The sequence below is a fragment of the Phyllobacterium zundukense genome, assembly GCF_002764115.1.
GTDB classification, from domain to species: Bacteria; Pseudomonadota; Alphaproteobacteria; order Rhizobiales; family Rhizobiaceae; genus Phyllobacterium; species Phyllobacterium zundukense.
The window spans coordinates 2,961,619-2,981,752 of the sequence record NZ_CP017940.1; the positions used below are offsets into that span (position 1 = coordinate 2,961,619).

The 20,134-nt window shown below is 54.0% G+C and carries 17 protein-coding genes; 5 read left to right on the top strand and 12 right to left on the bottom strand.

From position 1 onward, the window contains the following. The first annotated feature begins 2 nt into the window (after positions 1–2). Positions 3–485, top strand: a complete 483-nt coding sequence (locus BLM14_RS14800) for a hypothetical protein (protein WP_100000099.1) — start codon at positions 3–5, stop codon at positions 483–485. A 22-nt stretch (positions 486–507) separates the two neighbouring features. Here the strand turns inward: BLM14_RS14800 and BLM14_RS14805 are convergent, their stop codons facing one another. The 3 genes from BLM14_RS14805 to BLM14_RS14815 form a co-directional block, all read right to left on the bottom strand. Beyond that, on the bottom strand, positions 508–1,611 hold the full coding sequence (locus tag BLM14_RS14805) for a hypothetical protein (RefSeq protein WP_133123969.1): 1,104 nt from the start codon (positions 1,609–1,611) through the stop codon (positions 508–510). A gap of 35 nt (positions 1,612–1,646) precedes the next feature. Further along, positions 1,647–2,339 (bottom strand): N5-glutamine methyltransferase family protein, encoded by a 693-nt coding sequence (locus BLM14_RS14810; RefSeq protein ID WP_162293204.1) that lies wholly within the window; start codon positions 2,337–2,339, stop codon positions 1,647–1,649. A gap of 67 nt (positions 2,340–2,406) precedes the next feature. Beyond that, entirely contained in the window at positions 2,407–3,840 is a 1,434-nt protein-coding gene (locus BLM14_RS14815) for an oligosaccharide flippase family protein (protein WP_100000101.1), read from the bottom strand. A gap of 348 nt (positions 3,841–4,188) precedes the next feature. On the opposite strand from BLM14_RS14815, the gene BLM14_RS14820 reads away from it, so the two are divergent. The 3 genes from BLM14_RS14820 (at position 4,189) to BLM14_RS14830 (ending at position 7,204) form a co-directional block, all read left to right on the top strand. Further along, positions 4,189–5,751 carry a glucosamine inositolphosphorylceramide transferase family protein gene (locus tag BLM14_RS14820; RefSeq protein ID WP_100000102.1) on the top strand — a complete coding sequence of 521 codons (1,563 nt, stop codon included), beginning with the start codon at positions 4,189–4,191 and terminating at the stop codon, positions 5,749–5,751. A 378-nt stretch (positions 5,752–6,129) separates the two neighbouring features. Then, a complete protein-coding gene (locus BLM14_RS14825; protein ID WP_237143378.1) occupies positions 6,130–6,861 on the top strand; it encodes a sugar transferase in 732 nt (243 codons plus the stop codon). Positions 6,862–6,940: 79 nt separating this feature from the next. Further along, complete coding sequence (locus BLM14_RS14830) at positions 6,941–7,204, top strand: hypothetical protein (protein ID WP_100000104.1); 264 nt, start codon at positions 6,941–6,943, stop codon at positions 7,202–7,204. A 366-nt stretch (positions 7,205–7,570) separates the two neighbouring features. On the opposite strand, the gene BLM14_RS14835 is transcribed toward BLM14_RS14830, so the two are convergent. The 8 genes from BLM14_RS14835 to BLM14_RS14870 all read right to left on the bottom strand — a co-directional run bounded on the left by BLM14_RS14835 (position 7,571) and on the right by BLM14_RS14870 (position 16,336). Beyond that, the gene (locus BLM14_RS14835) at positions 7,571–8,869 is read right to left on the bottom strand and encodes a glycosyltransferase family 4 protein (protein ID WP_100000105.1); all 1,299 of its coding nucleotides are present in this window, start codon (positions 8,867–8,869) and stop codon (positions 7,571–7,573) included. 14 nt (positions 8,870–8,883) lie between these two features. Then, positions 8,884–10,113 carry a glycosyltransferase gene (locus BLM14_RS14840; protein ID WP_100001350.1) on the bottom strand — a complete coding sequence of 410 codons (1,230 nt, stop codon included), beginning with the start codon at positions 10,111–10,113 and terminating at the stop codon, positions 8,884–8,886. Positions 10,114–10,483: 370 nt separating this feature from the next. Continuing rightward, positions 10,484–11,224, bottom strand: coding sequence for a TfuA-like protein (locus BLM14_RS14845; protein WP_100000106.1), 741 nt, complete (start codon positions 11,222–11,224; stop codon positions 10,484–10,486). An 8-nt stretch (positions 11,225–11,232) separates the two neighbouring features. Then, the gene (locus tag BLM14_RS14850; RefSeq protein WP_157929539.1) at positions 11,233–12,489 is read right to left on the bottom strand and encodes a YcaO-like family protein; all 1,257 of its coding nucleotides are present in this window, start codon (positions 12,487–12,489) and stop codon (positions 11,233–11,235) included. 76 nt (positions 12,490–12,565) lie between these two features. Further along, positions 12,566–13,153: a hypothetical protein gene (locus BLM14_RS14855; RefSeq protein WP_100000108.1), complete on the bottom strand. Its 588-nt coding sequence runs from the start codon at positions 13,151–13,153 to the stop codon at positions 12,566–12,568. 111 nt (positions 13,154–13,264) lie between these two features. Beyond that, positions 13,265–13,513 (bottom strand): hypothetical protein, encoded by a 249-nt coding sequence (locus tag BLM14_RS14860; RefSeq protein WP_100000109.1) that lies wholly within the window; start codon positions 13,511–13,513, stop codon positions 13,265–13,267. 54 nt (positions 13,514–13,567) lie between these two features. Further along, complete coding sequence (locus tag BLM14_RS14865; RefSeq protein WP_100000110.1) at positions 13,568–15,595, bottom strand: BTAD domain-containing putative transcriptional regulator; 2,028 nt, start codon at positions 15,593–15,595, stop codon at positions 13,568–13,570. A gap of 381 nt (positions 15,596–15,976) precedes the next feature. After that, the gene (locus BLM14_RS14870; RefSeq protein ID WP_100000111.1) at positions 15,977–16,336 is read right to left on the bottom strand and encodes a hypothetical protein; all 360 of its coding nucleotides are present in this window, start codon (positions 16,334–16,336) and stop codon (positions 15,977–15,979) included. Positions 16,337–16,741: 405 nt separating this feature from the next. On the opposite strand from BLM14_RS14870, the gene BLM14_RS14880 reads away from it, so the two are divergent. Next, on the top strand, positions 16,742–18,271 hold the full coding sequence (locus BLM14_RS14880) for a helix-turn-helix domain-containing protein (RefSeq protein ID WP_100000113.1): 1,530 nt from the start codon (positions 16,742–16,744) through the stop codon (positions 18,269–18,271). Positions 18,272–18,559: 288 nt separating this feature from the next. On the opposite strand, the gene BLM14_RS14885 is transcribed toward BLM14_RS14880, so the two are convergent. Continuing rightward, the gene (locus tag BLM14_RS14885; RefSeq protein ID WP_100000114.1) at positions 18,560–18,931 is read right to left on the bottom strand and encodes a hypothetical protein; all 372 of its coding nucleotides are present in this window, start codon (positions 18,929–18,931) and stop codon (positions 18,560–18,562) included. Positions 18,932–20,134 lie beyond the last annotated feature (1,203 nt).

The following is a 20,134-nucleotide window of genomic DNA, read 5'->3' on the forward strand; positions in this document are numbered from 1 at the left end:
CAATGTCCCGCATCAATGAGGTGCTGATGCTGGTGGGCAGACTGAACTACACGTGGACGAACACCGAAAGCCTGTTCATCTACCTGATTGCCCACCTGCTTAACACAAACAAGGAAGCTGCTACGGTCATCTTCCTGACGCTGAACACGACCCGGGCAAGAATTGATTTGCTGGAGCGTTTGGCGAAAATCAGATCAACGGCACCGGAAACCAAAGAAGCCGTTCTCAAGATCACGGGCCGCATGACACGCGAGCAGCGGCTGCGTAACAAATACAATCATTGCATCTATTCGTTCGACGAAACGGGGCACAACGCATCAACACAGCTGATGCGGATTGTCGACATGAACGACAACCTCAAGTACGGAAAAGTCGAAGCGCTGGACGATGCAGAAATGCTGAGGATTCAGGCGACGATCGATGCGGTCACCGATGTCAACAAGTCTATCTGGGCGTTCATAAAGCTCAAGAACATCAGTGTTTAGGACATTCCGAGCCGAGGCGTCTTCAATTGAAATCGTCGCCGTTCAACCGGTTCCAGGCCTCGCCGGCGAGCCCATTGAAAAAAGCATTTCCATCTGAAAAGGCACTCAGCACTCTCGCATCGCGAGAGTGCACAACCGTGGACGAGCGTTGGAAAAACAGACCCTGGCGCACCATCATTGCCTGCAGAAGGTAAGGCTGCGTGCGAGCCCGGATGGCTACGGCGCCCAAGGCACGTGCGTGGTCTAATAGGCAGTCAAGTACGGCTCCCTCCCGCTCCTTCATAGCCAGGATTTGCAATACCCGCGCAATTCGTCCGGGGGATCCATGATAGAGATAGGCACCGATCGGCGCACCGTGCCGCGCCCTGACCACCCGGCAGTGCATTGGTCCATAGGTCGATTTGGGTGTCGCTCCATCGAGGATATCCCTGAGATCGGAAGCTTCCCACGCAGGGCGGAGGCCAAACCGTTCCACCAGTGACGGAATGATACCCACCAGGGCATCACAATCTATGTCGCTATCGGTGAATCCATTCACCTCGGAACCGGGAGCTGATTCCGGATGGCTTCTACTGGCAAGCTTGAAGCCAAGTGCATCAAGCGGCACAGCCAAAGGTGCCAGCAGCCGCATTCCGTGGAAACGGCCGGCCGCAAGTTCGATGGCAAAAGCAGCCGGGCGGAACACCCGGACCCATTCCAGGCTATAGGTTGGCAGTACGGTCCCGCGCAGTTTGCTCCACATGATTCGCGACGTCTCGTTAGCGGTCTCGCTCAGCGAGACGTCCTGCGGCCCCGCCAAAAAGGCACGCAGCAGGCGTGCCCCTGCAAGCGGATCCGCCGCATGGTCTTCCACCATTAACGGGCCGCAAATTGCAGCGCGGACCAGCGAGCCATCGAGCGACATTCTGAGCGGAATCGAACCAATGAAACCGTTCAGAACACCATCGCTGCGAATATGCACCTGGGAGATAATGTCGGAATCACCGCGCGAGGGATTGAGGTAGAGCTTGGACAAATAGTCTACGAGCGATTGCGGCACAGACGTCTTCTCGGTCTTGAACATGCCCCAGAACATGTTTGCGACCGCGGGAATATCCCGCGGGGTGATATTTCTGATCTCACTCATCGCAATCCTGTCCAAGTGCACTACTCCGTCTTCGATCATACTTGTTTTCGCGCAACGGCAACGCGTGGGATACCGGCCTCATTATCGACGAAAGAGACTTGATCATACGCGGATACACGCGTCAGGAGATGGGCGACCTGCTGGTGCTGGCCTTCGCCGAATTCAAAAACAAGGGTACCGCCTGGCCTGAGGAAAGGCACAGAGTCGCGCACCACGCGCTGAAGTATCGAGATTCCAAAGGGGCCCCCGTCGAAAGCCTCCCGCGGTTCGTCGACGAGGAGATGTGCCAGGCTATCTTCAAGGCGTCGGGCGGAAATATAGGGCGGGTTGCAAATGATCATATCTACTTTGCCCGCCAGATCTTGCCCGTTCATCGCATCAAACAAATCCCCCTGAAATATCTTGACGCGCGGGCCGAAACCAAGCCTCTCGACGTTCCGCCGGGCGAGACCGACGGTTTCATCCGTAAGATCGGCTCCCAATACCCGCGCTGTGGCGATTGCCCCCGCAACCGCAAGACCGAGGTTCCCCGAACCGCAACACATATCGATTACAAGCGGACCAGCTTGTTCTTCAGTCAGGATACTGATCGCGGTAAGGCCCAGCAATTCGGTTTCCTCGCGCGGTACAAGTACGCCGGGCGCAATTTCAAGCTCTACGCCAAGGAAACGGTGCAGCTTCGTCGGAACTGCTGAAATGCCTAGTACAGGCTCTGTCATCCGGGTCATCTCTTGCATTTGTGTCTCTCCTTTAGTCAGCGACCGTGCGATATCTATCGACGCGACCGGTTCGAGTTCATTGGGTGCCTTGCTGCCTTTCAACGCAAAACCGTGGATCGTTCCGAAAAAAACAAAGATAAAGTGCTCCGAGGACGCCGGAATAAATCAGCGCGCCTGCCAGGATCTGCGTTCCGAGCTGTATTTCCGGCGACATGGAAAAACTTGCGACCCATATTACGCCCGCCACCATCGCGATCAGTGCCGGAATAACTATGGACGCATTCGCCCCAACCTTTTTCCACGCCACGCCGCCGTAGTGGCTCTGCAGCCAGATCGTCACGCAAACTGTGATCAATCCAGCTATCAATTGACCGATCGCGACGCCAGTCGTTCCGAACGGCACAGAAGCCAGGATGAAAATGATCGCAACCACCGCATTGAAAAGCGAAATGAACGGCAAGCGCCGTACCTGCCCCGTCAGGGACATCAGCGGCTCGGTCAGGACATTCGGAATATAGAGCATATAAACAATGGCGAGGATCGAGGTGATCGGAGCAGCGGGGTGCCATTGTTCGCCGAGCAAGAGCAAAACCAGGTTCTCCGAAACCAGGGCGAGACCAATGAAGATGGGCGCGGCAAGGGCAAGCAGGAACGGCAAGAACACCGCCGCTTCCTTGCCAACATTCTTTTTCAGTTCGGTCTCGTTATGTTCGTCCCGCACGGCGCGCCTGAGACTGACCCAGGCGATCAGCCGGGAGGGTTCTTCCATCAATTCGGCAAAGGACGATCCGAGACGCTCGGCCACCCTGTAATAACCAACGCTGGCGGCGCCGAGAAAAATGCCGATGACGAAAGTCACCGCGTAGGTATGGAAGTACGCAACCATTCTCGTGGCAAGAATATAACGTGAAAACTCGGCAAGTTCGCGCACGACGACCCAATGGAGCCGCAAGCGTGGAATCCATTTTGTTGCCGCAATCGCACAGACGAGATAAGTGATCTGCGTGCAAAACTTGCCGAAGGCCAGGGCAAAAATTCCCCAGCCGGATGCCAGGCCAAACAGCGCTGCCAAAAGACCCACGCCCTCCCCCGCCATCACGAAAATCGAATGCAATTCTGCGCGGCTTTGGCGTACCAACAGTCCGGCATAGACGGCGCTTACCGTAGAAAACACCACCCATACGGAAAACAGGGCAAGGAGCTCGCCGGCCAGGGTCATTCCGAGAAATTTGTACATGCCTGCCGAGGCAAGCGTACCGGCGCACATGGCGATGGCGCCGCTCACAAGGGCCGCCGTGGCTATCTGATCAAAAAGAGACCGGTCCTCGCGGCAGCTCATGAGGAACTCGCGGGATCCTGCTTCGGATACCCGCGTCAAGAAAATCGCAACGGCCAAAGTCAATGTGTAGACGCCGAATTCGGCGGCAGAAAGCATCCGCGCGGCCAGGACGAAAACGGCTACCTGAGCCAGCTGTGCCGATATCCGCGATGCCACCGCGGCAAAGCCCATCACAGCCGCTTTCCTGGCAGTGACGCTTTCCGTATTCTTCTTAACGATCTGTTCCAGAACAGTATCCCCGATTTTGTCCAGACCCCGATGTCATCGGATCATTAGACGCGCTGACTAATTGATTTCATTTGTGATTTTGTCTCTGACCCATCAATGGTCACTCCATAATTGATACCAGATTGATGGCCCATATTCAGGAACTATCTCGCTAATCAATTAGATTAGGAGTCCTAGACGACCACCGCGTAAAGTGTGACATTCGAGTCGGGATCGTGCTCATCCACGATAATTCCTGCGCATGAAAAGCGCGTTCTAGGGGACTGAGTTTGCTAGACATCTGGGGGCGATATGTCGAAGCTTCGCGTTGCCGTTCTAGCGGCATCAATTGATCAACTACGGAATTGGGAACTCAAACTTCTCAATGACATTCTGATGGACAACCAGCTCGATCTTTGTGCTGTTGTCTTGACCGGGCCGTTCACTGCTCCAGCCGCACCACTGTTCAGCCGATTGCTCTACAATCTGGATAAACGCGTATTTGCCCGTCAGCCGGCCTATCCGGCGAAGCATGTTCTATCCCGGCTGCGAACCCGGCCGCTCGTCAACCTCCGCAACGGGGATGATTTATCGAGTTTAAACCTCGACGTCGTTGTCCGTCTTGCCGCTGAACCGCTTTCAAACGAATTGCTCAAAAGCGTCCGCTTTGGCGAATGGACTTTTAATTTCACGGAGACACAATCGCCCACCTTCGACTGGACCGGATTCTGGGAGGTCAAGGAAAAGGCGGCATTGACTATAACCGCTGTGAATATACGTCAGGCATCAGAAAGCGTATCCAAAACTCTTGCGACCGCCGCCTACAACACCAAATTCAGCGCTGCCCTGAACGGTGCGTTCGTCGAGGAAAAGTCCGTCATTCTCATGATGCGTGAATTGCGGCGGCTTGCGGATACGCGCGAGCTGAAACCACAGCGGCACGAACCGCTCAAAGCCAAAACAACGCTGCCGGGCATGTTTGACGCTACAGCATATATGTTCCGGCTGGCAGGCAATGTCCTGGGGAAAATCATGATCCAGGCCAGATCCAGGCTGGGATTGGATGCCAGAAGCTGGCGCGTCCATATTGGGAACGGCAGCGTCGAGAATTTTGTCCCCGGCCAGACCACTGAACTGAAGCTCGCCGAGGGAATGTGGGCCGCCGATCCTTTCCTGTTTCGCTGGAACAATGAGGACTATATTTTCTTCGAGTGCTTTCCGAATAATCGCCAGAATGCCTGGATCTCGGTCGCAAAACTGGCGGACAACAAGGTTGAACTGCTCGGCACCTGTCTGCGCACCAGCTATCATCTGTCTTATCCGTTCATTTTCAACGATGGCGGCGACATCTTCATGATACCCGAAACACACCAGACCAATCGGGTTGAGGTATGGCGTTGCACGCAGTTCCCTTTGCGATGGGAACTCTATGCAACCACGCTGGAAGGACAGAGCCCCGCCGACACCATCATGTTTCGCACCGATGGACAATGGTGGCTGCTTACGTCGCTCTCGGATCATTATGCCTATATGGATCACTGCAGCGAGCTCTATGCCTTCGCTGTCGACGGCCCTGCATTGCGCTCAGTCGTGCCACACAAACGCAATCCGGTGATTATTGGCAGCGACGTCGCCAGAAACGCCGGGCGCGTTCATGTTGTGGGCGACCGTTTGCTGCGGCCATCCCAATGCAATTCGAATGGCACCTACGGCTATGGCCTCAACATCCAGGAAATCACGAAGATCGATAGTAATGAATATGCCGAAAGTGCGGTCAGGCTGGTAAGGCCCGATTTCATGTCCGGCATTGTCGGATGCCATCACATAGACATACTTGGCGATCGCTTTGTGATTGATTTGTGCAAGGCCAGATAGAGCCCGCGCGAATCAGTCCCTTACCTCTTCAAAAACGTCCTCTGATTCGGAATTATCAAACATTCTGGAGGCCTTTTGGATGCTTGTTTCCCGGCTATTTCGTCGATCATAAACCTTCTTCCTAGCTCATTAGTAATTATTGCTAGGGCCTTGAGGTACGTTGTTAATCACTATTAATTATTGACGGAAAACCAATATACTATACCTTATTTTCATAAACAGAATCATAAAAGAGAACTCAACAACAATACACTAGCGACAATACTTGTACATATTGCGTATGATTTGTCTTTGTATTGTATCAAGCTTTGAGTAGCACTTGGGGTATCAAGGGAAAACGCCGATCGTAGAGAAACAATCTCACGATCCGTAAGCAACGTGCTTTCGGAGAGCGTTAAGAAGAATTCGAAAGGGTGGTTCGGGGCCAATATCATGTCGTACATATCAGAACCGCTGATCGAACAGCGGGCAGAAAACACGCCGGTAAAAAGCCGCTTTCTCTATGAAACGGTAAAGAGAACGCTCGACATTGCTTTTGCAGTCGCCGCGCTCGTCTTCCTCTTTCCCGTTTTGGTTGGCATCATTGTTGCGCTGGCCATGCATGACGGCTTTCCGGTCATCTACAAGCAGCGCAGGATCGGATTGAACGGCAAGGAATTCACCTGTTACAAATTCCGTTCCATGGCAAAAGACGCGGATGCGCGCCTGGCAGCCCTGCTGTCGCAATCGCCAGAAATATTGCGCGAATGGACTGAAAGCCAAAAACTCAAAACAGATCCAAGAATACACAGACTTGGACGTTTTCTGCGCATTTCAAGTCTCGACGAGCTTCCTCAGTTCATCAACGTCATTCGCGGCGAAATGAGTATCGTTGGGCCGAGACCCATCGTGATGAATGAAATTTGCCGCTACGGCGATTCATATCGCTACTACAAGGCGATGAAGCCTGGAATAACTGGCCTGTGGCAGGTCAGCGGCAGGAGTAGCACAGGCTATGAAGCCAGGGTGCAACTCGACACGGACTATTTCAAGACGCGATCCATCTGGGTCGATTTGGGGATTATGATACGCACGGCTTGGGTCGTGTTTTTAGCGAAAGGTAGTTGCTGAAGCAAAGCACCTGCCTTCTCGAGATCGCACCACGACCAGAAATTGCCATTTCACCCAACTGCTATTGCCCGGGGTATTTATGCGTCACCGCCTGCAGACATTTTGCCCTTCGAAGACGGTGCACTCGCGCATCGTGAATGCGCTGTGGATCGAGAATGGTGGTACGCCCTGGAATATGCCGCCTGATTGGGAGCCCGACCGCGCCTGGGCGTCACAGCTCGATTTGAACCTCATACCCAATCTCGGCCCGATGTCCGTTGCAATTCTGGAGGAATGGCTCGCCGCTGGTGACGACGAAGATCCAGATGAAGAAGACCAGGAGCAGCCGGAGCAAGAGCCGTAGATCCGCGTGAGCCGTTACGTCAAAGAAGGCGCCAGACCACGGTCCAAAAAATCACGCAGACCAGCAAGGCTGCCCAACGGATCAGATATTTTTCCTCAATCATGTCGAACAAAGACTTCGACTGACGACCACCGGATGATTTCAAATTCTCGGATGAATTTTGCATCGATCTCTTGAGTTAGGACTCGTCGACCGAGAGCGCTGATCTAATCCTGAACTAAGCCTAAGGATGGCCGCGTCAAGGATTTAATCACCTCTCTCTCCCCTCAAGGCAGATTATATGCCATAAATATGAATAAATGGATAGCCTTTTGAGCCGGGTTATTCTGCCTCCCTCAAAATGTGTAGTCCGGTGTGCTGGAAATACTACACGGATCCGGACAGCGGCTGGGCCGGTTGCGCGGCCGGCGTGCGGACCGGGAACGGGTTTGCTTCCGGCCGTTCCTGCTCCACCAGGCGCGAGCGGTAGAGCGCAATAAATTCGTTACACCAGCTCTGCGGCGTGTTTGCCAATCGTGGCGAAAGCTCAAAGGCGCGCTGGCTCATTTGATGCACCGTCGTGTCATCATCGAGTTTGGCAAAAGCATCCGCGAGGCTTGATGCGTCGGGCTGCTGTGCTTCGATTCCACACCCGAGCTGATGCGCCTCATTCGCTACAAAGGCGGTCTTGAACGCAACGACGGGAATACCGCTTTGCAAGCTCTCATGGGCCACCAGACCGAACGGCTCGGGCAATCTGCTGGGCATGACGACAAAGCGCGCATCCTGCAAAAGCTTGTTGATTTCATCATGCGTCCGCCACCCCTCCCATTGGACATCGGGATAGCGCCGCAACAGTTCCGCGCGAAACGCCCCATCACCAATGACGCGCAATTTTCGGCCGACGCGATGGGCAGCTTCTGCAGCGATATCAACGCCTTTTTCAAATTCCAGGCGCCCAATAAAGAAAATATCGCTGTTGTTCTCAGCCATTATTCGCGCCTTGGCGAACGGTTTGACCGGATTCAATACTGTCTTGATCCTTTCCCGAGGAATTCCGCCACGTTCCAGCCAGGAATTCATCATCGGATGGATCGAGGCGATCGTGCAGTTGGAATTCGACAGATCGAGCAATTGCGTCCGCAGCCACGACCGCGCAAAACGCCAAAGCTTGTCGGCATAGCGGCGCTTGTCGCAACTTGAGGCAAGACATTGCCGACTCAACGGCGTCAGCTCGCAAACGGTATTCTTGTTGAAGTTTGCATAGCTGCCGTTCGGGCAAACCAGCGTGAAATCATGAGCCGATACGATCAGCCTGTCATGCACCGGCCGCAGGGCCGAGAAGATCGAGGGCGACAGGATCTGCGCCCACGCGTGCACATGGTAAATTGTGCCGGGCGTGTCATTCTCCTGCACATAGCGGCGGATCGCCTTGTGCGCTGCGATGTTATACGCACCGTTGATGATGCGCTTGTGAACCGGGAGTTTCAGCAGGGGCGCACTGCCAAGCCCGGCGGCCTCGATATCATCGCCATGCAGGGAAAAATCCGCACCGGAATCGCCGCTGAGAAAGGTGACGGGAATACCCGCCTCGTACAGTAGCCGTGCCGACAGGAGAGCCAGCGCAGCAGCGCCGCCGCTCGCAACTGCCTCGTCATTGATAATGACAACCCGTTCCAGCATCATGGCAGTCTCCGCTACTATAAGGTAGGACGCATCACGTTCGAATTGGCCTGTGGTTGTTTGGCTTTCATCGACAACACAAGGCCGTTTGTCTTGCCCCAGACTTCACCGACCGCGGGCGCGTTAGCCTCGATCTGATCGACCGTCGCCCGAACGGCACGTCGCTCGAATTCCTTGCGCACAAGGGCAACGATCTTCTTCTTGAAATTGTCCTTGCTGAACCGCAGTGAATGGGTGCGGATGGCCGTGGGCGAAAAACTGTCCGCCATGGCTTCGAAACGATTGACGCTTTCCGTGAGGCTATCGACGGTCTGCTCGGAAAACAATACGCCCGAGAGACCGTCGATAACGGTATCAACTGCGCCACCCCGCCCAAAAGCTATCACAGGTCTACCGCTTGCCATCACTTCAACTGGAACAATGCCGAAATCCTCTTCGCCCGGGAAGATCAACGCCTTGCACCGTGCCATATGGCTCTTCAGCGATGCAAAAGGTTGATGATCGAGGAAACGAATGGTTGGTCCGGCACGGTTCTTCAGTTTTTCCATTTCCTCGCCGGTGCCAATGACGACGAGGTTCTTGTTCATCGCGGTGAAGGCATCGACCGCAAGATCGACGCGCTTGTATCCGACGAGTTGTCCGGCACAGAGATAGAAATCACCCGTGCTGTCGGATATGGCGAAATCATCCACCGAAACCGGCGGATGGATGACCACCGCGTCGCGCCGGTAATATTTCTGCACACGGTTGGCGATATGGCGGGAATTGGCCACAAAGCAATCGACCCGCGCGCTGGTCGATACATCCCACTGCCGTAACCACGAGGCGATCACCGGCATGAACAGCCTTTTCAGGAAGCCCGAGCTTGCATGATAGAAGAAATAGTGATCCCAGATATAGCGCATGGGCGAATGGCAATAGCACACATGCACCGCGTCGGGCTTGGGTATGATCCCCTTTGCCGGGCCGGACTCACTTGAGATGATCAGATCATACTCAGTCAGGTTCATGCTCTCCAGAGCCAATGGCATAAGGGGAAGCAGCATCTGATAATGCTTCTTGGAGCCCGGGATTTTTTGCAGGAATGAAGTTGTAATCTTGTGGTTTTTCAAACGGCCCGAGATCGCATCAGGATTGTAGACCAGCGTGAATATATCCGCTTCGGGATATATCTCGCTGAGCGCTTCCAGAACCTTTTCCCCGCCTCGCATCGACAAGAGCCAATAATGGACAATTGCTACCTTCACGACATCGCCCCTCAGCTGAAGCCAAGCCACCACAGCACGCACCAGGACGGTACGCGGGAAATGGCTGGTTTCTACGTTATTATATTTGTTTGATTAAGCTGGACGGATAAGGTGTGTGCTACGCCGGAACTCCAAATTCAATTCTAACAGAATCCCGGCGTAGGTCCCCCACTGACTGCCCGCTTGCTCCCACACACGTTCAAATTTTCTTGTTTCTTTTTCATGCGCTTAAACTTGCGACCACAAAACCGAAATTAAGACCCCCCCCGTTACGCAAGCGTGACTCAAGCGTAATTTCGTCGATTTTTAGCGACTTTTGGGCTAACCAATAGGATTGTAAGTCGATTGGAGCAGGCAGGGTTAGCTCGCACTATACTCGCAGTTTGCGCCACTGCGTGGTCTCGTTGAACTGCCAGTCGGCGAAATCTGAGGTACTCTCTTTCGGGGAGACCGGTTTCTTGCGTTCAAGCAGCACGTCAAGCAAAGCTTCGGCATCCTCGTGCTTGATATTGCGGATATGGGGTTTCAGCCGTTCTGCCGCCTGATCTATATCGGGCGATACCACATCGAAGATGCGCCGCCAGGTGCGCTCCTTGAAAAAGACAGCGTCGGCTTTCGTGCGGATGAAACCATGTTCCTCGGCAGTGATCGCGCCAGCAGCCAATGCCGCATCGAGCGTTGTATCGATCGTGACCATGGCTTCGCTGAAAGCGACGTAGCCGAACTCGGCCGGAGCATGCACCTGCGCAACGGCGGCATCGTCCTCCAGGCCGCCGAAAGCATAGCGTTCAAACACCTCGCCAATGCCGATCATGCCGAACGGATGGCATTCGGCAGCGCGCAAAGCGCCCATGCTGGCAGCGCCATAAACCGTAGCGCCCGCCGACAATGCGTGCAGGATTTCCTTGTGCCAGACGGCGGCGACATCCTCGAACCTCCCGTCAACCAGGCCGATGACGCGAAAGCCCTGATCCACCGCGTGGGTGATGTCGCCGCATTTCGCCGGGCCACGGCAGGTCAGCGCATATTCCGGCAGGACACGGTCTTCCCCGGCGCGCACGGGAACGAACTCCGTTCCGGAAAGACTTGGGCCTGCGAACAATATCTTCATCGCCGCTCCTATTGCCGCAGCATGGCGTTAAGCGCCCGTCCGCCGAAGCGATGCTTGCGGATGCCTGCCGGGCTTTCAAGCTCATTCACAAGAACGCGGCAAACCGACATGCCATAGTCCTCACCGCCAAGCGGCACGACGACAACGCTGCCAATGCCTCGCTGGCGTAGCGGTTCGAGATAGGTTTCGAGACTGGCACGCAGATGTGGCTCCGGCTCCTCGAAACGCCAGTGATCGGCGGGATCTGCGTGAATATAGACACCGAGATCGGGTGCGAGGCGCTGGTGATATTCCGACGGGTCGAAATCATCGCGCGCGCCGGAAATATTGGTGATGCGCGTCTGCGCCGCCTCGGTGATTGCCCGCATCGCTGCGACACGCGGCGACAAATGGCAGCCATAGCCGGCAGCCAGGTCGAAGTGCAGATAAGTGCCGTGCTGCGTGGCAGGGCTGATCGTCGCCATGAAGACGGGCAGGCCGATATCCGACGTCACGTTGAACAACCGCAGGACAAAGTTTGCTCCGGCAATCCTATCCGCCAGCCAGTCAATGCTGCTATCGGCAAAAACCGCCGGATCGACGCAGCGCGCCTGCACGCCGGCGTCGCGCTGGAAGCGCCACAACTCGGTCGCATCGCGCTCCACGCGCTCGCACAATCCGTGAATGACCGCTTCAAGCAGGCAGTTGCCGGAGGCGAGGCCGTCCGTCGACTGGCAATAGTGCCAGGATTGCCGCGTCGAGGTAAAATCGAGCGAAACGAGTTCGCGCGGCACGAAGACCGGCTTCTGCTTCAACAGATCGAAACCTTCAAGCCAATAATCGGTCTCGTCCGGCCCGGCTTCATCAGCGCCGCGCATCAACAGCATGCGGCCGTCAAATACCGTATGGCCGGCGTCGAGTAATTCGCGGCGGCTGGCGGCAAAGGAGACAAGCGGAATACCTTCGGCAATGGCGATTTCAGCGGCTTCCATCACGGCGGAAGCCCGCGCATGGGCGGCGCTGACACCCTTTCCCTGGCTGACAGCCAGCGTTCGGCTGTTGGGCCGGACCGCCATCCACACCGGAATGCCGATGCGGTCGAGGCCGGTGACTTCGGCCATCCGCACAATGCCCAAACGAGAAAAGTGCGGCCGCAACCGGTTCACGGTTTCGTCCGCATCAATCAATCGCGTCGACGAAGGCTCCCCGGGGCGGAAAGCAGAACGAAGGTCCGCTTCGTCTGCCGCCAGCCGGTCAAGAACCGGAATCTCGGCCAATGGTTTCATTGCCGCTCCATCAGCCCGCAAGGTACGCATTTATTGCAAACTATCCGAGTGCCGGACAACGCGTTTGCGCTATTGTTCAGTGTAACGCTGGACTGGCTGAAGACAACCTTTCCGATGGATCGCTGCGGCCGTTAGCTGCAATGACCATATTCATCATGGCAGGACTGGCTGACGACAGCCGCTCCGAAGGATCGCTGCGGCCGTTGGCTTCAACAATCATACCTGCCATTGCAGGACTAGCCGACGACAGCCGCTCCGAAGGATCGCTGCGGCCATTGGCTTCAACAATCATACCTGCCATTGCAGGGCTGGCTGACGACAGACGCTCTGACGGCTCGCTACGGCCATTGGCTTCAACAATCATTCCTGCCATTGCAGGACTAGCCGACGACAGCCGTTCCGAAGGATCGCTGCGGCCATTGGCTTCAACAATCATACCTGCCATTGCAGGACTAGCCGACGACAGCCGTTCCGAAGGATCGCTGCGGCCTTCGACGACAATCAAATTTTCACGCAGACCGCTAATCGACTCGAAAAACTCGCTGCCTGCCAGTCCAGACGAACCGATGACGTCCCGATCAAGACACTCCACAGTCCGCGTCTCCAGATCCACCAGCCAAAGCTTGTTGGTTTCCGGTTCATCAATGATGTAAAACTTTGCCATGCGAATAACCTTTCAATGAAGGAGAGCCCACATGGCAAAGGTATGACGATTCTTCTGGAGATCAACAATCAATTTTGATTATATTTTATTATGCTCCGGCATCCGTTTTCCTCAATCGTCAGGATCAGTTATAGAAGATCTCGATCCAGGTTCCGGCCGAGTATTTGTTGCGATAGCGAGATTTATACCCTTGATTGTCGTAATGCCGTGCTTTCGCGCGTTTTCGACAATTTGAATCAAATCGGAATCGTTGGCAGTCTTTAGGTCAGCTTCAGGCAATTCCGTGACCGATCCTTTTTTTACATCGACAAGCCAAAGTTTATCTTTGCCAGTTTCACCGATTATAAAATACTTCGCCATGCAGTTGACCCCTCTGTTCAGGTTGGAAGTGGAATACAAATTGGAAGTGGAAAATTAGTGGAATCCTGCCTCACGCAGGGAAGTTTTGTATTTCTCGCGATGCTCGGGCAGTCTGAGACACATGCTTTTTAACCAGTCATCGATTTCAAAATCTGGAGTGTCTTCCAGGGCCTGCTTTCTGCATTCAACTGCCTTTTCGCGCTCTCCCAACATGGCCCAGCAAGCGGCCATGAGCCGCGCAGCTGCACGCGGATTTTTCATCCGCTCAAGGAAGCTGATCGCCTCAGCATAGCGATCGAGGTAATGAAGTGTTCCTGCCCCCACCCAATAGTAATAATCCGGGGCAAGCGGATTGTGGGCGATGGCCTGCTGAATTTTTTCCAGCGCTTGATCGAGCCAGCCATAATGCGTCAGCGCATCGGCATAATCCGCAAGCAGGTCAGCATGTTGCGGGTTGATGGACTCGCCCTGGTCGAAATATTCGAGACTATCATCGAACTTGCCTAGATACATGCTGATCGTGCCAAGTTCGCGCAAAGGCCGCTCATCGTCAGGATCGGTCGGAGCTGCCCTCTTGGCAATCTGCTCACCCTCGATGAGGATATTCTTTTCGCTGCGAGCCAGAACCAACCATTCCTTCTGCATCGTTCGCGCGATACCGCTGAGAGCCGGCACGAAATCCGGCGAGGCGGTCAGGGCGTTCTTGAAGGACTGGCGTGCCTGACGCAATTTCGGAAGGTCAAATTTGTCGATCTCCCGCTTGCCTATGAGATACCAGTAGTAGGCATTCGGGTCCTGGAACAGCTTGTTGTAGCGGTCAAGTTCCGATTTCTCGATGACCGAGACGACCGACAGGATGATCCGGATCGACAGCTGGCGGTATTGCTGTTCGGGCAGGACATAGTCGAATTTCTGTTTCTCGGCCCAGACGATTTCCTGCGTAGCGACATCGACCAGCTTGACCGAGAGGAAGCAGAAGCCATCCCGGCGCACGATCTTGCTGTCGACAGCATAATTGACGCCGAACTGCTCATTCAGCCCGCCAAAATTGTCCACCGAGGACTCCGTTACCACCCTTTTCGACGTATAGGGCGCGACGACGGACAGCGTGCGCAGGCGACAAAGCCCGATGGTGATATCGTCGACCAGCGATGCGGCGAGCTGTTCCATCGGATCTGCCGCATTGTGCGGCATATAAAGGACAATGACTCTCGGCAGCCCAGCCTGTTTGTTTTGCTCGATCTGGTTTGCAGCGCGCATCGGCTGGGGTAGCTGGATCTCCGCGCCGTTGTTGTACAGCGGGCTCGTTGGCTGCGGCGGAACGAGGAGTCCGCGTGTTGTCGCCGGTGAAAGCTTGGGCAAGAGCTGCTGATAGAGCTCTATCGTTTCCTCTTCCGGCTCTACATCCAGATCATCGCGCAGCTTCTTGGTGCATTCACGGAAGGTCCGCTCGACCTTGGCGATGAGACCGAGCTGCGATGCGGTCTGCATCAACGTGCGGTAGCCGACTTCCTGATAGGGATCGATCTCGATCAGCTTGCGGGCGCATTGGCGCTTTTCGTCAATGCTGACGCCGACCGGCTTGTTGACCATTTCCAACAGCATCGTGATCAGGTCGTCGCGCAATCTGACGCGCTCGATATCCAGCCACTCGTCGAAATCGGAATTTTGCGGTTCGTTCTGGGCGAGGAGATCGCCGGTGTACAACTCGCAAAGGCCAAGGGCGGACTCAATATCGCCCCTTCGCGCATAGTTCATATAGTCGAGAAGATCGATGCGGAGGAGTTCGGCCTTCACCTGCGACAGATTGAGATAGACATAGGTTGCATCGCCCTGAACTAGGTTCAGGCCGTATTGCTCCTGGAACTTGCGGATGCGCGCCAGGCTCTGGCGCAAATTCATGGAAGCATGGGCCTGATCCGTGTCGGACCAGAAGATTTGTGAGAGCTTTCCGCGCGAAACGGAATGGTTTTCATTTTCCAGTAGCAGATAGACGACGATCCGCAAAAAGTTCGCGGGTACACGCGGGACCAGTTGCCCGCCCAGACTAACAGTTGCCTCTCCAAAAACCGCCAGCTTCATTCGTCCTAAACCTTGGATTTTATTTGATTTTTACGTATTCAGTTCCTGCGAATTCATTATTTTCATGCACCATGCAATCTAACTCTACTATAGCTTTAAGTAGTTCTCTATAGGGGATGTTATACAAAAGTCTAATAAATTGGCATTAATAGCGCCCCCGCATTTCACACGCTCGCATTTCCGCAAAAGTGCACGCAACCGGTGCGTTTTCGCGCACTTTTTTTCACAGTGAAACATGACTGCAAAGTTGAATTGTCAGCAATCGATGACAATCCCGGGAGGCGCACCTCCCGAACGCAAATTACAGTGTACGCAAATATTCAACAGAAGGTTGTTTTGTTTCCCTTGGAAACTACACTTGAACTGGGACGCTTGCCTTCACTAGTTGCCGTTACCCATCAGCCGGTGCTCCCGGATAAACGAGCCGATGCTGCCGAGAATTCCATCGACGAACTCCAGCTGCGTATCGAGAAACATAATACGCTGTTCATAACCCTGAATGGAAACCGTCAGGTCATCCAGACGGGATTCATAGGCATTCGTATCGTTCTGTCCCGACATTGCTTCAAGTGTGAGTGCGGCGTCGGCAGACGTATCGGTAAATCGCTTGCGCAGCCCCACCTTCTCGCGCTCAAGTTCGGCGAGAACCTGACTCAATGTCGTCTGTATGCGCGTAAAGCGGGAAAAATCGGTCTCGCGATCCCGCCCGAGGCTTCTCGTCGAAAATCCGAACATACCCATGCTTCCCGCCTCCTTACAGATGCACACCCCGGCAACAGCATGTTTTATCATATCGCTCATCAAGTGGCGAATTTTTGCGCTGACTGAGCGCGCCTGGCGAATCAATCAATGTGCTGACCAGAATATGCGAATTTCGATAATGCCGAGAGTGCACAGCATCGGTCAACTCAATCGAATTCTGTATGTGGATATCTCGTAGGGGGAAATTCTTCAGGGGAAAGTGGTGCCCAGACGCGGAATTACTTAAGCGTGTAACAACAATATGTTACGCGAAAGTGGGACAGCATCGCGTCCAGCACGTTTGTTATGCTTTCTAACTTCTCAGTCCCACTACCCTACCCCACAAAAAAATGGGCCGCCCATGAAGGCAGCCCAATAAAAGTTTCAAGGAGAATAGCATAGACCATGGCAAAACCATTGTCAACTAAAAAAGATACAATCGACGAAGATCGTTCACAAAATGTCAAAAAGCCTGGCGGTTTGCTTGACCAGTGGAATCTCGTGCGAGCCGCTACACAGGACGATAGATTGAGCCGTGGAGACATAGCGGTTCTCGTCGCCATCCTTCAAAGGTACTGGCCGAAATTCGGCAACGGATGGGCTTCTATAGACATGCTTGTTGAGATGAGCGGTATGAGCCGTCGCCAGATTGTTCGCGTTCTCCGATCGCTCCAAGACACTGGTTATGTAGACGTCCTGGCCAAGGGGCGTCGTGGAAGGGCAACCGTTTTCTTGCCGAACTTTTCACTTGGATATCGATTCAGTGACATGCATGGCACCGAATCAAACGATAACAATTTAGGTGACACAGATGGCACCGAATTGACCGTATTGGGTGACATAGATGGCACCGTATCACCCCTAATCGGTGACACAGATGGCACCCCCTCCTACTTACGTGACCGTCCTACAAGGGACGGGAATACGGTAAGTAGAACTGAAGATGCCCATGGCATTGCGCAGCTTGGCCCTGTGGGGGCCGCCGCGCTGCCAAGGGACCCGAAGGAAGAGTTTGATGAACTCTATAAAGCTTATGGCTTGCGACGGAAGCGTGCCGAGGCAAAGTCTGTCTATGAGAAGATAGCACCCGATGCTGACCTGCATGCCAGGATGGTTGAGGCTGCCGGCCACTGGCACTCCTCATATGAAGAGAACGGCACACACATAAAGTGGCGAAAGCACCTGCATTCATGGCTTGCCAAGGAGTGCTGGGAAGAAGATCCGCCTGTCGCATATGTGGACGCCAAGGAAGCCGCGATCGCCAAGGCCAAGGACCGCGGGCCTAAGCCGGCCGCACAAATAGTGGCCATCCTCCCTGACAGGAATCTTCACGAGATGCGTATTGTCGGAGTTAGCCAGGAAGGCAACGCCAATTCAGAGCAATGGCACGTCATTCTTGAATTGGCCTATATCGAGGGCGAACTCGCGGGACAGACTGTTGTGCATGACTTGCACGTATTCAACGCAGCCGGTCCAGCGAAGGGGAACTCCGCTTGGACTGTACTGTGCAAAATCACCGAATTGTCATTCAACATAAACGATCTAAAGGGCCGTGCTGTCAAAGTGATGAACTTGCCCGATGGTGGCATAGGATTTGCCCGGTCCTTCCTGCCGCCATCAGAAGAGATTGTCGAAGTTGCGATCGTTGGTGCGAAGGCATCTCCTGTCGAGCCAAGCTCGGACGAGGAGTGTCTCGAAATCCTCATGATGACGGATGACGACATAAACCTTGAATGGTTCGCCATGCTGAAATCCAATGACATGAAAGAGCAAGCGGATGATCAGCGAAGGATTGCAAGTCTGCTCACCGCCGTTGGTGTTACGGGCGTTGAAGATGAACGAGACCTGATCGGTAAGAGACTGAAAATTATAAAGTGGGGCAAGCAGGTGAAGGAGTTTCTGCCCTATCAGGGAGATATGGCTCGCGCCGCCTAAAAAGAAAATGGACCGCTGCTGGGGTGGGGGAGAAATAGCAGCGGTCCATTTTAAGGAATTGCAACTGGGGTGTCGTTGCAATTGGTGCTCACATGGGAGGAACACAGATATAAAATACTACCGCTCAAGCTGCGCACAAACTATGCAAATTGTCGCACAACAACGCACCAACGCCGCATAAAAAAGCAAGGAGGCCGCTGCATGGCCGTATAATGAGTAACGCCCCGATCGTCAAACCGAGGCGCTGTAATTGTTATGCAAGCTAAGTGCGACATCTTGCTGGAGACTCTACTCTATGCAGTCCTTCGCAGCCTCGCCCGTCGCAGCCGCTGTCTTTTCACCTTTCTGCTGAGCCATCACGTCCTGCCCCGACGTAGCCAGGTTTTTGTCTACAGTGCCTCCCTGTTCGGCGAGCGGTGTTGTTGTACCGGATTTCTTAGCGGCCTCTGCGCTGGTAGTCGTTGTGCCAGTGCTTGCTGCCCCCGTTTGGGTCTCGCTGTTGGCAGCATTTTCCATCGGAGCATGTGTGCCGTCCTTTGCTATACCTTGTTTGGTTTCGCTTTTTACGGAACCCGTTGTATCAGGGCATGCAGCAATTGCCGTGCCGGATGCAAAAGCTGTAGCTGCTATAGCGGTTATAATCAAAGCAATGGATTTCATTTGTAATTCTCCTCCTTGGTTATAGGGAGAAACTAACTTATGGGCCTTTTGTTCCTAATTTGTTTCATTTCCAACGGTGGACGAGGGCTTCATATAATCGGGGCCAAAGTGGAGTCCAAGGCACGCCAAGCCCGAATAGATGACGCCCCACGTGAGCAGGGCGTCAAAGTCTTCTGGGAGGATGGTTAAGCCAGGACTCTTGCCGGTGTCACATTGGTGGATAGCCAAGCGGCCGCCTCCCTTGTGGCTCCAGTAATTTCCCAAGTCGCCCCTCGGGGTAGTTCGATGACAGCAAGAGAGTCGTCACCATCTAACGCCGTGAGGATCGCATCCAGAACTGCCTGAGCTGAAGCTGGCGACAAAACCAACCACATGGACTCCTGTAACCTGACGGCACCGGATTTGGTCAATAACTCGATGACCGGCCCATAGTCCCGAATTTTATGTAGGTCGTATGCTGCTATGAAACTGTTCATAGTTTTAGGCGTCCTTATTGCCAGAGTGACCTTCAGGACGTAGAACCGAGATGCAACCCTCAGCACTGAGTCCCTGACGACACCTGTTGACAAACTAAGTGCCGATAGAAGGCGGGCGGCGGATTCGTCGCTTGTCTTCTAGTCTATGGTGATTCAAATGGGACGCAATATGGAGCGAGAACAAAACGTGATTTACACCACATCTTGTGGGGATAGACATGTGAATTGCGGTGATAACCCGCAGCGTAAGTTCCGATAATACGATCTGGCAACCTATAAACGTGACGGGGTTGAAATAAACACCGTTCTCATGGTGTTTACCCGTGAGAGGCACTGCGCACCCACGAGGCTTCAAGTCCCTAATGGGTGAGGGTAAGCTTTTTACCGAAACTTTGCCAAAAAGGTGTGGCAGGTTGTCACACCATGTCCGCTTTTTGGGTTTTGGTAGAGAGTATAATGAGGGGTGACCCTGAGTGCCTCGGAGTTCAACAAAAATGTAGCATAGGGTTGGAATTCCACGATCTCGCAACCCTATAAAGGTGAAGGCGCACAAAACACCATTCCCATGGTGTTTACCTATGAGAGGGTAGGCCTACCATGCGCATTCAACTCCCTAATGGATGAGGGATGAAAAACACGCAGCATAACCTGACTTTCTGCAATCTCACGGAGAGTATAGTGAAGGGGTCGGCAAAAATATTTTCCGAGACCGTCCCTCGTATAGGGA

What these genes read in the sequence shown, in the direction of transcription:
- BLM14_RS14800 (WP_100000099.1), top strand. Translation starts at nt 3, where the DNA reads ATGTCCCGCATCAATGAGGTGCTGATGCTGGTGGGCAGACTGAACTAC.
- BLM14_RS14805 (WP_133123969.1), bottom strand. Translation starts at nt 1,611, where the DNA reads ATGAGTGAGATCAGAAATATCACCCCGCGGGATATTCCCGCGGTCGCA.
- BLM14_RS14810 (WP_162293204.1), bottom strand. Translation starts at nt 2,339, where the DNA reads ATGACCCGGATGACAGAGCCTGTACTAGGCATTTCAGCAGTTCCGACG.
- BLM14_RS14815 (WP_100000101.1), bottom strand. Translation starts at nt 3,840, where the DNA reads ATGGGCTTTGCCGCGGTGGCATCGCGGATATCGGCACAGCTGGCTCAG.
- BLM14_RS14820 (WP_100000102.1), top strand. Translation starts at nt 4,189, where the DNA reads ATGTCGAAGCTTCGCGTTGCCGTTCTAGCGGCATCAATTGATCAACTA.
- BLM14_RS14830 (WP_100000104.1), top strand. Translation starts at nt 6,941, where the DNA reads ATGCGTCACCGCCTGCAGACATTTTGCCCTTCGAAGACGGTGCACTCG.
- BLM14_RS14835 (WP_100000105.1), bottom strand. Translation starts at nt 8,869, where the DNA reads ATGATGCTGGAACGGGTTGTCATTATCAATGACGAGGCAGTTGCGAGC.
- BLM14_RS14845 (WP_100000106.1), bottom strand. Translation starts at nt 11,224, where the DNA reads ATGAAGATATTGTTCGCAGGCCCAAGTCTTTCCGGAACGGAGTTCGTT.
- BLM14_RS14850 (WP_157929539.1), bottom strand. Translation starts at nt 12,489, where the DNA reads ATGAAACCATTGGCCGAGATTCCGGTTCTTGACCGGCTGGCGGCAGAC.
- BLM14_RS14855 (WP_100000108.1), bottom strand. Translation starts at nt 13,153, where the DNA reads ATGGCAAAGTTTTACATCATTGATGAACCGGAAACCAACAAGCTTTGG.
- BLM14_RS14860 (WP_100000109.1), bottom strand. Translation starts at nt 13,513, where the DNA reads ATGGCGAAGTATTTTATAATCGGTGAAACTGGCAAAGATAAACTTTGG.
- BLM14_RS14865 (WP_100000110.1), bottom strand. Translation starts at nt 15,595, where the DNA reads ATGAAGCTGGCGGTTTTTGGAGAGGCAACTGTTAGTCTGGGCGGGCAA.
- BLM14_RS14870 (WP_100000111.1), bottom strand. Translation starts at nt 16,336, where the DNA reads ATGGGTATGTTCGGATTTTCGACGAGAAGCCTCGGGCGGGATCGCGAG.
- BLM14_RS14880 (WP_100000113.1), top strand. Translation starts at nt 16,742, where the DNA reads ATGGCAAAACCATTGTCAACTAAAAAAGATACAATCGACGAAGATCGT.
- BLM14_RS14885 (WP_100000114.1), bottom strand. Translation starts at nt 18,931, where the DNA reads ATGAAATCCATTGCTTTGATTATAACCGCTATAGCAGCTACAGCTTTT.